Origin of the sequence: Accumulibacter sp. (genome assembly GCF_029255125.1) — a bacterium.
In the GTDB taxonomy this organism is placed as follows: Bacteria; Pseudomonadota; Gammaproteobacteria; order Burkholderiales; family Rhodocyclaceae; genus Accumulibacter.
The window spans coordinates 86,879-100,947 of sequence record NZ_JAPUVR010000076.1 but is presented as its reverse complement, the minus strand read 5'-3'; the positions used below and the strand labels follow the sequence as shown (position 1 = coordinate 100,947).

General features: G+C 61.0%; 12 protein-coding genes. 8 read left to right on the top strand and 4 right to left on the bottom strand.

Going from position 1 to position 14,069, the window contains the following annotated elements; genetic code table 11:
- Positions 1 to 8 precede the first annotated feature (8 nt).
- Complete coding sequence (locus Q1L59_RS04130; RefSeq protein ID WP_300328410.1) at positions 9 to 2,303, bottom strand: penicillin-binding protein 1A; 2,295 nt, start codon at positions 2,301 to 2,303, stop codon at positions 9 to 11.
- 158 nt (positions 2,304 to 2,461) lie between these two features.
- Here Q1L59_RS04130 and Q1L59_RS04125 point away from each other — a divergent pair, with 158 nt between their 5' ends.
- From Q1L59_RS04125 to Q1L59_RS04090, 8 genes are all read left to right on the top strand, one after another.
- Positions 2,462 to 3,541, top strand: a complete 1,080-nt coding sequence (locus Q1L59_RS04125) for a pilus assembly protein PilM (protein ID WP_300328407.1) — start codon at positions 2,462 to 2,464, stop codon at positions 3,539 to 3,541.
- The gene (locus Q1L59_RS04120) at positions 3,538 to 4,107 is read left to right on the top strand and encodes a PilN domain-containing protein (protein WP_300328404.1); all 570 of its coding nucleotides are present in this window, start codon (positions 3,538 to 3,540) and stop codon (positions 4,105 to 4,107) included. The genes Q1L59_RS04125 and Q1L59_RS04120 overlap by 4 nt, the downstream gene beginning before the upstream one ends.
- A complete protein-coding gene (locus Q1L59_RS04115; RefSeq protein WP_300328401.1) occupies positions 4,104 to 4,808 on the top strand; it encodes a type 4a pilus biogenesis protein PilO in 705 nt (234 codons plus the stop codon). Before Q1L59_RS04120 ends, Q1L59_RS04115 begins: the two co-directional genes overlap by 4 nt.
- Positions 4,805 to 5,323 carry a pilus assembly protein PilP gene (locus tag Q1L59_RS04110; RefSeq protein ID WP_300328398.1) on the top strand — a complete coding sequence of 173 codons (519 nt, stop codon included), beginning with the start codon at positions 4,805 to 4,807 and terminating at the stop codon, positions 5,321 to 5,323. Before Q1L59_RS04115 ends, Q1L59_RS04110 begins: the two co-directional genes overlap by 4 nt.
- Positions 5,324 to 7,381, top strand: a complete 2,058-nt coding sequence (pilQ, locus tag Q1L59_RS04105; RefSeq protein ID WP_300328396.1) for a type IV pilus secretin PilQ — start codon at positions 5,324 to 5,326, stop codon at positions 7,379 to 7,381.
- A gap of 108 nt (positions 7,382 to 7,489) precedes the next feature.
- Positions 7,490 to 8,014 carry a shikimate kinase gene (locus Q1L59_RS04100; RefSeq protein WP_324588601.1) on the top strand — a complete coding sequence of 175 codons (525 nt, stop codon included), beginning with the start codon at positions 7,490 to 7,492 and terminating at the stop codon, positions 8,012 to 8,014.
- 3 nt (positions 8,015 to 8,017) lie between these two features.
- Positions 8,018 to 9,106, top strand: coding sequence for a 3-dehydroquinate synthase (aroB, locus tag Q1L59_RS04095; protein WP_300328393.1), 1,089 nt, complete (start codon positions 8,018 to 8,020; stop codon positions 9,104 to 9,106).
- On the top strand, positions 9,099 to 10,223 hold the full coding sequence (locus Q1L59_RS04090; RefSeq protein ID WP_300328392.1) for a deoxyguanosinetriphosphate triphosphohydrolase: 1,125 nt from the start codon (positions 9,099 to 9,101) through the stop codon (positions 10,221 to 10,223). The genes aroB and Q1L59_RS04090 overlap by 8 nt, the downstream gene beginning before the upstream one ends.
- A gap of 61 nt (positions 10,224 to 10,284) precedes the next feature.
- Here the strand turns inward: Q1L59_RS04090 and Q1L59_RS04085 are convergent, their stop codons facing one another.
- The 3 genes from Q1L59_RS04085 to Q1L59_RS04075 form a co-directional block, all read right to left on the bottom strand.
- A complete protein-coding gene (locus Q1L59_RS04085) occupies positions 10,285 to 10,746 on the bottom strand; it encodes a CBS domain-containing protein (protein WP_300328389.1) in 462 nt (153 codons plus the stop codon).
- 140 nt (positions 10,747 to 10,886) lie between these two features.
- The gene (gene pntB / locus Q1L59_RS04080; RefSeq protein WP_300328387.1) at positions 10,887 to 12,302 is read right to left on the bottom strand and encodes a Re/Si-specific NAD(P)(+) transhydrogenase subunit beta; all 1,416 of its coding nucleotides are present in this window, start codon (positions 12,300 to 12,302) and stop codon (positions 10,887 to 10,889) included.
- Between the two features lie 12 nt (positions 12,303 to 12,314).
- Positions 12,315 to 13,901: a Re/Si-specific NAD(P)(+) transhydrogenase subunit alpha gene (locus Q1L59_RS04075; protein WP_300328383.1), complete on the bottom strand. Its 1,587-nt coding sequence runs from the start codon at positions 13,899 to 13,901 to the stop codon at positions 12,315 to 12,317.
- Between the last annotated feature and the right edge of the window lie 168 nt (positions 13,902 to 14,069).

Below are 14,069 nucleotides of genomic sequence, written 5' to 3'. Positions count from 1 at the left end.
GCGTGCTCCTAGTCCTCGGGTTTGGCCGCTTCGTCAGTGGCGGGCTCCGGTTCGAGCTCATCGGGCGCATTCTCCTCGTAGAACAACTCCTCGGCCGGACCCTTCTTGCGGCCGGGCGAAGCCCGCGCGACGACGCCTTCCGGTGGTGACATGAAGGACTCGGGAACGTCCTTCAGAACGTTTGCCATATAGCCGATCCAGGTTGGCAAGGCGGCGGTGCCGCCGGTTTCGCCGCTGCCCAGATTGCGCGGCTGATCGAAGCCGATCCATGAGCAGCCAACGACGGTTTGCTGATAGCCGCAGAACCAGGCGTCGACGTGCTCGTTGGTCGTGCCCGTCTTGCCGGCCAGGTCCTTGCGCTTGAGCGTCGCCGAGGCGCGCGCGGCAGTGCCATAGATGGTTACGTCGCGCAGCATGCTGTCCATCAGGTAGGCATTGCGCGCGTCGATGGCGCGCAGGCTGTCGTCGCCAGCGGTGATCGGCTCGGCTCGCGCCAGCACCTGTTTCTTGTCGTCCTGGATTTCGCTCACGATGTAGGGCCGAATGCGGTAGCCGCCGTTGGCGAAAACGGCGTAGGCAGTAACCATCTGCCAGGGCGTCACCGAACCGGCGCCCAGCGCCATCGTCAGGTAGGGCGGATGCTTGTCGGCGTCGAAGCCGAAACGCGTCACGTAGTCCTGCACGAAGCGCACGCCGCTCGCCTGCAGCAGGCGTATCGAGACCATGTTCTTCGACTTGGCGAGCGCGGTGCGCATGCGCATCGGTCCCTCGTATCGCCCGTCGTAGTTCTTCGGCTCCCACGACTGGCTGCCGGTCACCGACGCCGGGAAGCTGATCGGTTCGTCATTGATTACCGAGGCCGGCGTGAAGCCCTTCTCCAGCGCCCCGGAATAGATGAAAGGCTTGAAGCTCGAACCGGGTTGCCGCCACGCCTGCGTCGCATGGTTGAACTGCGAGCGGTTGAAGTCGAAGCCGCCAACCAGCGCGCGTACGGCTCCGTCGCGCGGATCGGCGGCGAGGAAAGCCGCTTCAGCCTCGGGCATCTGGACGATCCGCCAATTGTTCTTTTCGTCGGTTTGCACGCGGATCACTGCGCCACGCCGTAGACGCTTGGTCGGCGGCGCTTTGTCGTCGAGCATGCGGGCGGCGAAGCGCAGTCCGTCGCCGTTGATCGTCACCACCTCGCCGCCGCGGCGGTAGGCGCGGACCTTGCGCGCATCGATGTGCAGGATGATCGCCGGATGCAGGTCTTCAGCATCCTGAAAATCCTGTAGCAGTTCGTCGAGCGCCTCGTCCTGTTCCGACTTGATCTCGCTCAGGTCAACGTAGGCTTCCGCACCGCGGTAACCGTGCCGTCGGTCATACTCGAGGACGCCGCGTCGCAGGCTGTTATAGGCCGCTTCCTGGTCCTTCTTCAGGATCGTCGTGTAGACTCGCAAACCGCGGGTATAGACGTCATCCGGAAAACGTTCGGCGGCGATCTGCCGCGCCATCTCGGTAACGTACTCGGCGTGCACCACGCTCTCGTTGACTTCGCGCTTGATCACCAGCGCCTGCGCCAAGGCAGCTTCCTGTTGCGCGGCGCTGATGAACCCCAGTTCGTTCATGCGACGCAGGACGTACTGCTGCCGCAGACGTGCGCGCGTCGGGTTGATCACCGGGTTATAGGCCGATGGCGCTTTCGGCAAACCGGCGAGCATGGCGGCCTCGGCGATCGTCAGATCGGCGAGAGGTTTGCCGAAGTAGGTCTGCGCGGCGGTAGCGAAACCGTAGGCGCGTTGGCCAAGAAAGATCTGATTGACATAGAGCTCGAGAATCTGGTCCTTGCTCAGGTTATGTTCGATCTTGAAAGAGAGCAGCGCTTCGTACAGTTTGCGCGTGTAGGTCTTCTCGGACGATAGAAAGAAGTTTTTGGCTACTTGTTGTGTGATCGTCGAAGCGCCCTGGCGTTTGCCGCCACCGATCAGGTTGGCGTGCAGCGCGCGCAGGACGCCGAGCGTGTCGATCCCGCGGTGCTGGTAGAAACGTTCATCCTCGGCGGCCAGGATGGCCTGCTTCATGATCTCGGGAACCTCCTGGATGCTCACGAAGGCTCTGCGCTCCTCGCCGAATTCGCCGATAAGATAACCATCGGCCGTATAGATGCGCATCGGCATCTTCGGGTGGTAGTCGGTCAGGATGTCGAGCGACGGCAGGTTCGGGTAGGCCAGGCTGAGGACGACCACCGCCAGGGCAAGCACGATACCGGCCAGACCAAGAACGAAGACAATCGGGTAAAGAAACCAGCGCAGCAAAGTAGGCAAGACGGTGTCCGGCAGCGAAAGCAGATCTGCAATATTATATAGCGCTGCAGCAGAAATGACTTTACACTCTCTGAGCTTGTTGCTAGCATCTAAAGTGGAATATTTATTGTGGCGCTAACTGCAAATTATTGAAGGGTTTTTTGGCAAGAGGTAGCAATTTGCAGATTGATTTTTCGATCTTCAACCCCAAGGCTCGCTCGCTGATCGGTCTCGATATCAGCTCATCATCGGTCAAGATGGTCGAGTTGGGTAGCGACGGCAAAGGGGGATATCGTGTTGAACGCTACGCGATCGAAGTGCTGCCCAGGGATGTCGTTTCCGACGGCAACGTGGTGAACCTCGAAGCGGCAGCCGAATCCGTTCGGCGGACATGGAAAAAGCTTGCCACCGCGACGCGGCAAGTGGCCATCGCCCTTCCGGCCTCGCACGTGATCACCAAGAAGATCATTGTTGCCGGTGGACAAAGGGAAGAGGAACTGGAAGTCGTCGTCGAGTCCGAGGCAAACCAGTACATCCCCTTCCCCCTCGATGAGGTCAATCTGGATTTCCAGGTGATCGGCCCGGCTCCGTCTTCACCGGACGAGATCGAAGTTCTGATCGCTGCTTCCCGCAAGGAGAAAGTCGAGGACCGCGTGGCCGTGGCGGAGTCAGCCGGGCTCAAGCCGGTGATCCTCGATGTCGAGTCGTACGCGGTGCTTTCCGCCTTCGAACTGATCGAGAAACGCTTGCCCGATGAAGGCAAGGGGAACATCATCGCGCTCGTCGATGTCGGTGCGAACGTGATGAACCTGACGGTGTTGCGCAACGGGCAGCAAATCTACGCGCGCGAGCAGGCGTTCGGCGGAAATCAGTTGACCCAGGACGTTGCGCGTTCGCTCGGCGTCAGTTTTGAGGAAGCAGAGGCCGAGAAGCGTCGCAACAACTTGCCCGAACGGTGCGAAACCGAACTGGTGCAGCCGTTTCGCGAGGCGATGGCGCTGGAAATTTCGCGCGCCCTGCAGTTCTTTTTCACCTCGACGCAGTTCAGCCGGATCAATCATATCGTCCTGGCTGGTGGCTGCGCGGTCATCCCGCGGGTCGACGAAGTCGTTGCCTCGCGCACGCAGATCGATACGATCATCGCCAATCCCTTCGTCGATATGGTGCTCGCCGAACGCGTCCGGAGCAAGAGCCTGCTGGCTGACGCATCGTCATTGATGGTTGCCTGCGGCTTGGCGTTGCGGAGATTCGACACATGATCCGCATCAACCTGCTTCCGCACCGCGAAGAAAAGCGCCGGGCCAGACGCCAGCAGTTCTGGGCCTTTTTCGGTCTGGTCACGATCATTTCGGGACTGGCCGTTTTCCTGGTCTATCTGCTGATTGCCCGCGAAATCGCCGCGCAGGAAGCCAGAAATGAGTTCCTCAAGAAGGAAATCGCCGTCCTCGACAAGCAGATCGACCAGATCAAGCGACTGAAGGAACAAAGCGACGCGCTGATGGAGCGCAAGAAGATCATCGAATCGCTGCAGCGCGACCGGGCCGAAGCGGTTCGTCTGCTCAGCGAGCTGGCCAAGCAGATGCCGGAAGGTGTTTATATCCGCTCGCTCAAACAGGACGGCCAGAGGATCAGCCTGGGTGGCCTGGCGCAGTCGAGCGCACGCGTCTCGACGCTGATGCGCAACATCGAGGCATCGCCGTGGCTGGAAAAGCCGCAGTTGATCGAGATCAAGGCGGTGACGGTCGACAAGCGTCGGGTGAACGAGTTCAGCATGAATGCGTCGATCAAGCGAGCTCCGGTGGCTGGCAAGGGAGAGCAAAAATGAAGGTGCCCACACTGAAGGCGCCGACACTCAAGGCGCCCACGCTGCCGACAATTGATTACCAGTTGATTCTGCGCGATTTCCAGAATCTTAATCCGCGGGATGTCGGCGCGTGGCCCTTGGCGCCGCGCATTGCCGTCCTCGCCGGTTTGCTCCTGGTAATCGTGCTTGGTGGCTGGTGGTTCGTCTGGCTGGACCAGATGGCGGCGCTGGAAACCAGCCAACAAGCCGAGCTGAAACTGCGTGACGAGTTCGTCAACAAGAAGAAGCAGGCAGTCAACCTTGACCTCCATGTCCAACAGTTGAATGACATCGATCGCTCGTTCGGGGCCCTGCTCAAACAGCTGCCCAACAAGTCGGAGGTCGAGGCGCTGCTGGTCGAGATCAACCAGGCCGGCATGGGGCGCGGTCTGCAGTTCGAGCTCTTCAAGCCTGGCGTCGAGCAGGTCAAGGACTTCTATGCCGAGCTGCCGATCAGCGTTCGGCTGACCGGCACCTACCACGACTTCGGCGCCTTCGCTGGCGATATTGGCAAGCTGTCGAGAATCGTCACCTTGAACAACATCTCGATTGTTGCTGGCCAGCAGAGCAAGGACGGCACCTTGTCGCTCGATGCTGTAACGAAGACTTTCCGCTACCTCGACGAGGAGGAATTGGCTGCCAAGAGGAAAGCGGCGCAAGCCGCCAAGGGAGCGAAGAAATGAGGCGGCTGCCGATCGTTTTCTGCGCAATCTTGCTGGCTGCCTGTTCGACGAGCGATCACGAGGACTTGCAGGAGTGGATGAAGACCGCCGCCCTCGATGCCAAAGGCAAGATTCCGCCGCTTCCAGTGGTCGAGCCCTACGAACCGGTTCCTTATGATGCAAGCAACCTGATCGATCCGTTCCGGCCGGGCAAAATGGCACCCGAGGAGAGAAAGAGCGGCGGTGGCGGTTTCCGGCCCGATCTGGATCGCCCGAAAGAACCGCTGGAGGCTTATCCGCTCGAGACTTTGCGCTACGTTGGCGTGATGACCCGGAACAAGACTTCGCATGCGCTCATCCAGGTTGACGGCTCCTTGTACCAGGTCCGGATCGGCAACTACATGGGACAGAACTTCGGCGTCATCGTCGGCGTATCCGAATCCGAAGTGACCCTGCGCGAGCTGGTTCAGGATTCGGCCGGCGATTGGGTGGAGAGAACGAGCAGCTTGCTGCTGCAGGAAAAGGGAGCGAAGTGAATGAAACAGATCAGGCAATACCTGCTCGGTCTTGTTGGTTTAGTAGTGCTGCTGGCGCTCGGCTTGGTGAACGCACAGGAAAGCGGTACGAATACCATCGAGGCGATGAGCGTCGCTCAACAGGGTTCCTTGGTCAACGTCAGGATCACGTTCAAGGAGCCCCTCAAGTCCCTGCCGCCGGCATTCAGCGTGACGACGCCGCCGCGTATCGCCTTCGATTTCGCCAACACGACGAATGGCCTCGGCAAGGCGAGCGAGACGTATAACGAGGGCGACTTGCGTAGCGCCAATATCGTCCAGGTGGAAGACCGTACGCGCGTCGTGCTCAATCTGATGAAAACGATGAATTATGAAGCAAGCATCGACGGACGCAGCCTGCTTCTCACGCTTGCGCCGCGCGCTACGGCGGAAAGTGCCGGGCCGGTCGAGCATTTCGCCAAGGGCCGTCAGTCGGAGGTTCCAAATGCCATCCGCGACATCAGCTTCCGGCGCGGCAAGGACGGCGAGGGACGGATCACCGTCGACCTGACTGACGCTAACGCTGGAATCGACATTCGCCAGCAGGGAGCCAGCCTGATCGTCGATTTCGTCAAGGTGTCGCTTCCTGAACACTTGCGCAAGCGGCTTGACGTCACCGACTTCGCGACTCCCGTGCTGACCGTGAACACGGTCAGCAAAGGATCCGGCGCACGCATGACGATCACTCCGCGCGGACTGTGGGAGCACAACGCCTACCAGACTGACAGCCAGTTCGTCATCGAAGTCAAGCCGATCATCGAGAATCCGAACAAGCTGGTACAGGGAACGCGCGGCGGCTATCAGGGCGAGAAGCTGTCGCTCAACTTCCAGAACGTCGATGTCCGCCGCCTGCTCCAGGTGATCGGCGAGTTTACCGGCATGAACATGGTCGTCAGTGACTCGGTTGGCGGATCGATAACGCTGATTCTGAAAGATGTTCCTTGGGACCAGGCGCTTGACATCATCATGCAGCAGAAGGGCCTGGACATGCGCAAGAATGGCAACGTGATTCTGATCGCGCCGCGTGAGGAACTCGCTACGAAGGAGAAGCTGGAGTTTGAAGCGAAAGCGCAAATCAGCGACCTCGAGCCGCTGCTCACCGAAAGTTTCCAGATGAACTACATTCGGGCGGAAGCGGTGCAGAAGCTTCTGGTCGATCCGAAACAGACGCTGCTTTCGAAGCGGGGCAGCGCGCTGCTCGATGACCGCTCCAACATGATGTTCGTCAAGGACACGCCAAGCCGGCTGGACGACGTGCGCGCGATGATTGCCAAGGTCGACGTGCCCGCCCGGCAGGTGATGATCGAAGCGCGGATTGTTGAAGCGGGTGACAGTTTCGCCAAGAACCTGGGCATCCGCTTGTCGTGGAATCAGGCCAATCGACTGGACACGGCGCGCATCGGAAACGCCAGAGATTTGAGCGGCAGCCTGAATAGCGCCGCCTCGGTCAATCTGCCCGCCACACCGCGTGCGGGAAGTGCCGGCCTGCTCTCCTTCACGCTGTATAACCAGCGCTTCACGCAATTCCTGTCGGCCGAGATATCGGCGCTGGAAGCCGATGGGCGCGGCAAAGTCGTATCAAGTCCGCGCGTGATGACGGCGAATCAGGTTGAAGCGCTGATCGAACAGGGCTTCGAGCTTCCTTACCAGGTGGCGACCGCTTCCGGCGCAACATCGATCGCCTTCCGCAAGGCGAATCTGTCGCTCAAAGTCAAGCCTCAGATCACGCCCGATGGAAAGATTGCGATGGCACTCGACATCAACAAGGATACCCCGAGTGCGAGCTTCACGACTGGCGCGGGAATTGCCATCGATACGCGACACGTAAAGACAGAGGTTCTGGTCGACAACGGCGGAACGGTAGTCATCGGCGGTATCTACACGCAGACGACCCGCAACAACACGCAGCGGATTCCATTTTTTGGCGATCTGCCGTATATTGGCTGGCTATTCAAGAACCGCGAAGTCATTGACGACAAGACGGAACTGCTGGTTTTCGTCACCCCGCGGATCATTTCCGAGAATCTGTCGGTGCGTTGAGCACTCCCGGTGTACTCAGCAGGAAGCCGGCGAACAGCCGGCTTTTTGTTGTCTCCTGACCCGCTGCCGAAGCCAGACGCGTAAGCCTTGGGGTGCGCCGCAGCAAACGTGAACACGATCGACGAGCAATACAACATCTACCTGGTTGGACTGATGGGAGCCGGGAAGACGACTTTAGGGCGGGCGCTGGCGAAGCGCTTGGACTACCAGTTCGTGGACTCGGACCACGAAATCGAGGCGCGAACCGGGGTCCGCCTGACGACGATCTTCGAAATCGAAGGCGAGGAAGGCTTTCGTAAGCGCGAAGCGCAGGTCATCGCCGAGTTGGCGACCTACAAGCGGCGCGTCGTGGCCACTGGCGGTGGTGCGGTCCTGCGGCAGGAAAATCGCGACCATCTGCGCAGCAGCGGTTTCGTGATCTACCTGGACGTGCCGCTATCGACGCTCTGGGAGCGAACGCGGCGCGACCGAAGCCGGCCGCTGCTGCAGGTCGCCGACCCGCTGCTCAGATTGCAGCAGTTGCACCTGGAGCGTGACCAGCTCTATCGCGAGGTCGCTAATGTGGTAATCAGCGGGAGTCGAATCACACTGCAGTCGATCTGCAGTGTGCTCAGGAAGGAAATGTGTAAGTAGATCGTGGAAACCTTGACTGTTGCCTTGGGAGAACGCTCCTACCCGATCCATGTCGGCCGCGGGTTGCTGAGGAATGCCGACCTGATCACCCCACACCTGCGGCAGGCGAAGGCTGCGATTGTAACGAATTCGACCGTCGCCGACTTCTATCTGCAAAGTGTAGCCGAACCGCTGCGGGGCGCAGGAGTAGAGGTCATCGAGATCATTCTGCCCGATGGTGAAGAGTTCAAGGACTGGCCAACCCTCAACCTGATCTTCGACGCACTGTTGCAACGCCGCTGCGAGCGCTCGACGACGCTGATTGCACTTGGCGGCGGGGTTGTCGGCGACATCACGGGCTTTGCCGCAGCCTGCTACCAGCGCGGCGTTCCCTTCCTCCAGGTGCCAACCAGCCTGCTGGCGCAGGTTGATTCGTCAGTCGGCGGCAAGACCGCGATCAATCACCCGCTGGGCAAGAACATGTTGGGCGCCTTCCATCAACCGGTGATGGTGCTCGCCGACACCGATACGCTCGCCACGCTCCCCGATCGCCAATTATCGGCCGGTCTGGCGGAGGTGATCAAATACGGCCTGATTCGCGACCTGCCCTTTCTCGAATGGATCGAGCGCAACGTCGAGCGGCTGCTCGCCCGTGATGCGTCGGCGCTGGCCGAAGCCATCTGCCGCTCTTGTGCGAACAAGGCCGAGGTGGTTGCGGCTGATGAGCGGGAGAGCGGCGAGCGCGCCTTGCTCAACCTCGGACACACCTTTGGTCACGCCATCGAAACTGGTGTTGGCTACGGCCAGTGGCTGCACGGGGAAGCTGTCGCTGCCGGTATCATGATGGCCGTCGAGCTGTCGGCACTGCTCGGCTGGCTGGCCAGCGAAGATGTCGAGCGCGTTGAACGACTCCTGCTGCGCGCCGAGTTGCCCGTGCATGGCGCTCCGCTGACGGTCGACCGCTACCTGGAGCTGATGCAGCATGACAAGAAGGTCGAGGACGGGCAGCTTCGGCTCGTCCTCGTGCCAAAGCTCGGGACAGCTCGCTTGGTGAGCGGCATTCGCCGGGCCATGATCGAACAGGCGATCCGTCGGCGCTGCACGAATGCCTGAACTCGCCTCGTACGCGGTCGCTTCGACCAATTCGCGCGGTCGCCTGCACCCGGACAGCGAACCGATCTACCGTGGCGAATTTCAGCGCGACCGGGACCGCATCGTTCATTCGACCGCTTTCCGTCGTCTGGAGTACAAGACGCAGGTTTTCGTCAACCACGAAGGGGACCTGTTCCGTACGCGCCTGACCCACAGTCTCGAGGTGGCGCAGATCGCCCGGGCGATCGCTCGTGCGCTGCGGGTCAATGAAGACCTGGCGGAAGCGGTCTCGTTGGCGCATGACCTGGGGCATACCCCGTTTGGTCACGCCGGACAGGAAGCGCTGAATGAATGCATGCGCGAGTACGGAGGCTTCGAGCATAACCTGCAGAGCCTGCGCACGGTGGACCTGCTCGAGGAGCGTTACGCGACCTTTCCCGGGCTCAATCTGTGCTTTGAGACGCGCGAGGGAATCATCAAGCACTGCTCGCCGGAAAACGCCCGCCAGCTCGGTGATCTTGGCGAGCGCTTCCTGAACCGGCGGCAGCCATCGCTGGAAGCCCAGATCTGCAACCTGGCAGATGAGGTTGCCTACAACAGCCACGACATCGATGACGGGTTACGCGCCGGGTTGATCAGCCTTGAACAGTTGGAAGAGGTCGCCCTCTTTGCTCGGCATGTTGGCCAAGTCCGGGAACGGTACCCCGGACTGACCGGGCGTCGGCTAATCCACGAGACGAGCAGGCGCGTGATCAATACGCTGGTCTGCGATCTGATCGAAACGACCAGCGCCAATATCGCTTGCCACGCGCCGCGCGAACTCGCCGATGTGCGCCTTGCCGCGCCGTTGGTTGCTTTTTCCGACGAGTTGTCGGCGCAGCAGCAGGCGATGAAGCGCTTCCTGCGTACTCACCTTTACCACCATTACCACGTGTTACGCACAGCTAACAAGGCGGCTCGCATCGTCACCGATCTCTTTTCGGCGTTCCTCAGCGATCAACGCTTGTTGCCGCCACAGTATCAGACCGCGGCCGATGACGCCCCGCGCCGGGTCGCCGACTACATCGCCGGAATGACCGATCGCTACGCGATCAAGGAGCACCGCCGCCTGTTCGCGGTCGACGCGGTCGAGCGCTAAGCTTGCCGCACCGGCGTCACGGGTTCACAAGAGCCTAGCCCGCGCCCGCCAGTGGGCTGGCTTATGGGGCAGGCCAGTCCTTGATGTAGGCTTTGAGCAGCTTGTTTTCCATGTTGCGCTCCTCGAGCACGGCCTTGGCGACATCGTGGAACGAGACGATTCCGACGACCGCGTCGTCCTCCATTACCGGCACATAGCGCGTGTGCGAGTCCACCATCATACGGCGCAACTCGTCGACGTCCATGTCGGGAGTTGCCGTTGGTGGATCGCGGTCCATCGCCTCGAGAACCAGGATCTCGGCGATCGGTGGCGTCGGCCCAACCCGCCGCTCGGTTTGCCTCTTGGCCAGGATCACCAATACCTCACGGAAGGTCAGCATGCCGGCGAGTTTTCCGTCGTCCATGACAATGGCCGAACCGATATCGTTGTCCGCCATCATGATCACCGCTTCTGACAGCGGCGTTTCTGGACGCACCGTGAACAGCCTGGCATCTTTGACTTGCAGAACTTCTTTGACCTCCATGTCACCCCCTAGAAATTGGTTTGCTCGCCAGCGACTTGTCTGCGCTCGGCGAGCAAGATTCTATCAGATAGATGTCGCCGGCCGGCCGACATGGCGCCGCGGAGGTGCGCCCGTCAGCGGCCGCCAGCGATTCCCGCCTGTCAGGCCTTCAGCGCGACCAGAACCTCGTCCAGCATCTTCTTCGCATCACCAAACAGCATGCGGTTGTTCTCCTTGTAGAACAATGGGTTGTCTACGCCGGCGTAGCCCGAGGCCATGCTTCTCTTCATGACGATCGAGGTCTTGGCTTTCCACACTTCGAGCACTGGCATGCCAGCGATCGGGCTCGTCGGATCGTCTTGCGCGCCAGGGTTGACGATGTCGTTGGCGCCGATGACCATCGCGACGTCGGTCTGCGGGAAATCGTCGTTCAGTTCGTCCATTTCCTGCACGATATCGTAAGGCACCTTGGCTTCCGCGAGCAGGACGTTCATGTGACCTGGCATCCGACCGGCGACTGGATGGATGCCGAACCGCACATTGACGCCTTTCTCGCGCAGCAGGCGGGTAATCTCGTACACCGTGTGCTGCGCCTGCGCGACCGCCATACCGTAACCCGGAACGATGATGACATTCTTCGCCTCACGCAGCAGTTCAGCTGTGTCCGGGGCGCTGATCGCAACCACTTCGCCGGCCGGTTGCGCTGCTCCGGCGGCCGCTGGCGTTCCGCCGCCGGTACCGAAGCCTCCGGCGATGACGCTGATGAAGTGGCGGTTCATCGCCGCGCACATGATGTACGAAAGGATTGCGCCGCTTGAGCCGACGAGTGCGCCGGTGACGATCAGCAGGTCGTTCGACAACATGAAGCCGGTTGCCGCCGCCGCCCAGCCGGAGTAGCTGTTGAGCATCGAGACGACCACCGGCATGTCGGCGCCGCCGATCGCCATCACCATGTGAATACCGAAGAGCAGTGCGATCACGGTCATCACGATGAGCGGCGTCATCCCCTCGCCGACCGAGCCAGCACGCAGGAATTCACGTCCAAAGTAAATGACCACCAGCAGTCCAGCCAGGTTGATCCAGTGCCGGGCGGGCAGGAGGAGCGGGTTGCCGGAGATCTTGCCGGACAGCTTGCCGAACGCGATCACCGACCCGGAGAAGGTGACCGCGCCGATCAGGATACCGACGTAGATCTCGACCTCGTGAATCGCCTTCTCGGCGCCACTCATGTGTGCCGAGGCCACCGGGTCGATGTAATTGGCAAAGCCGACGAGCATTGCCGCCAAACCGACCATGCTGTGCATCAGGGCGACCAGTTCGGGCATCTGGGTCATCTGCACGGTACGCGCCGCGTACAGACCGATCGAGGCGCCGACCACCATGGCACCGATCAACCAGGCGTACCCGGCGCTGCCGACGTGTGGTCCAAGGACCGTTGCCAGCACCGCAATCGTCATGCCGATGACGCCATAGAGATTGCCGCGGCGGGCGGTCTCCTGATTGCTCAGGCCGCCCAGGCAGAGAATGAAGAGAATCGTTGCTCCAAGGTAGGAGACGGTTGCCAGGCTTTCAGACATCTTGCACTCCCCCTACTTGCGGAACATGGCCAGCATGCGCTGGGTGACGGCGAAACCACCGAACATGTTGATCGTTGCGAGAACGATGCCACCGATCGCCAGCCAGCGAATCCAGTCGTCGGGCCGGCTGAGGCCGGGGTCCACGGGTGGCGCAATCTGAACCAGGGCGCCAATCGCGATGATGCTGCTAATCGCGTTGGTGACGCTCATCAGCGGCGTGTGCAGCGCCGGCGTGACGTTCCAGACCACCATGTAGCCAACGAAACAGGCGAGTACAAAGACCGTGAAGTGACCGAGGAAGGCGGCCGGTGCGCTCGCCCCGATGAACCAGAAGACGACGGCGGCGACGGCGAAGATGATCGCCAATGCCGTGCCCGACATCGGCGATCCGCCCTTGCCGTGCCCGTGCGACTTCGCGGCAACCGGTGGTTTGGCGGCCGCCGGGGCAGCCGGCGGCGCCGCTGAAAGCTTCGGTGCCGGTGGCGGCCAAGTGATCGTCCCGTCCTTGATGACGGTCGTTCCGCGGATCACTTCGTCGTCCATGTTGACGTTGATCGTGCCGTCCTTGTTCTTGCACAGTTCCTCGGTCAGGCGTAGCAGGTTGGTCGCGTAGAGCGTGCTCGACTGCTTGGCCAGACGGCTCGGCAGGTCGGCATAACCGATGATCGTCACGCCGTGCTTGACGGTTACCGTTCCCGGCTCGGTCAGTTCGCAGTTGCCGCCCTGCTCGGCGGCCATATCGACGATGACGCTGCCCGGTTTCATCGACTGAACCATTTCGCTGGTAATCAGGCGCGGCGCCGGCTTACCTGGAATCAGGGCGGTCGTGATGATGATGTCGACTTCCTTTGCCTGCTTGGCGAAAACCTCGCGCTGCGCCTTCTGGAAGCCATCGCTCATGACTTTCGCGTAGCCGCCAACGCCTGAGCCTTCCTCCTGGTAATCGACCGTAACGAACTCGCCGCCCATCGACTTGACCTGATCGCCCACCTCCGGGCGGGTGTCGTTGGCACGCACGATGGCGCCCAGCCCCGAGGCCGCGCCAATTGCTGCCAAGCCGGCAACCCCGGCGCCGATGACGAAGACCTTGGCGGGCGGAACCTTGCCCGCGGCGGTGATCTGACCGGTAAAGAAGCGACCGAAGTGATGCGCGGCCTCAATGACTGCCCGGTAGCCAGCAATATTGGCCATCGAACTGAGCGCATCGAGCTTCTGCGCCCGAGAAATGCGCGGTACGCTGTCCATCGCCAGCACAGTGACCTGGCGAGCCGCCAGCTGCTGCAACAGTTCGGGGTTTTGCGCCGGCCAGATGAAGCTGACCAGCGTGCTTCCTGGGCGCAGCAGCTTGACTTCCTCGGCGCTTGGCCCGCGCACCTTGAAGATGATGTCCGATGACGACCACAGCTCGGCGGCGTTGTCCACCACTTCTGCTCCGGCGGCGCGAAACACGTCGTCGGCAACGTTCGCGGCGTCCCCCGCTCCCGTTTCGACGCGTACTGCGAAGCCCAGCTTGATCAGTTTCTCGACGACTTCGGGAACGGTCGCAACGCGCTTTTCCCCAGGCGCAATCTCTCTTGGAACTCCAATTGTCAGCGGCATTTGGTCCTCCATCATTGATTTCTTGTCTCTACTCTTCTGAAACTGCTCTGCCAAACAGCGGCCACCCTCGGTACACCTCGATCACGTGCAGACTACAGGCAGAGACGACGCACAGAACGCGAGGCGTAGACTACATTTTGCTGATTCCGGTACGTGCGCAGGGCGGTC

Coding starts and splice junctions, on each gene's coding strand:
- Q1L59_RS04075 (WP_300328383.1), bottom strand. CDS start 13,901: ATGCCGCTGACAATTGGAGTTCCAAGAGAGATTGCGCCTGGGGAAAAG.
- Q1L59_RS04115 (WP_300328401.1), top strand. CDS start 4,104: ATGAAGGTGCCCACACTGAAGGCGCCGACACTCAAGGCGCCCACGCTG.
- pntB (WP_300328387.1), bottom strand. CDS start 12,302: ATGTCTGAAAGCCTGGCAACCGTCTCCTACCTTGGAGCAACGATTCTC.
- Q1L59_RS04110 (WP_300328398.1), top strand. CDS start 4,805: ATGAGGCGGCTGCCGATCGTTTTCTGCGCAATCTTGCTGGCTGCCTGT.
- Q1L59_RS04085 (WP_300328389.1), bottom strand. CDS start 10,746: ATGGAGGTCAAAGAAGTTCTGCAAGTCAAAGATGCCAGGCTGTTCACG.
- Q1L59_RS04120 (WP_300328404.1), top strand. CDS start 3,538: ATGATCCGCATCAACCTGCTTCCGCACCGCGAAGAAAAGCGCCGGGCC.
- Q1L59_RS04090 (WP_300328392.1), top strand. CDS start 9,099: ATGCCTGAACTCGCCTCGTACGCGGTCGCTTCGACCAATTCGCGCGGT.
- pilQ (WP_300328396.1), top strand. CDS start 5,324: ATGAAACAGATCAGGCAATACCTGCTCGGTCTTGTTGGTTTAGTAGTG.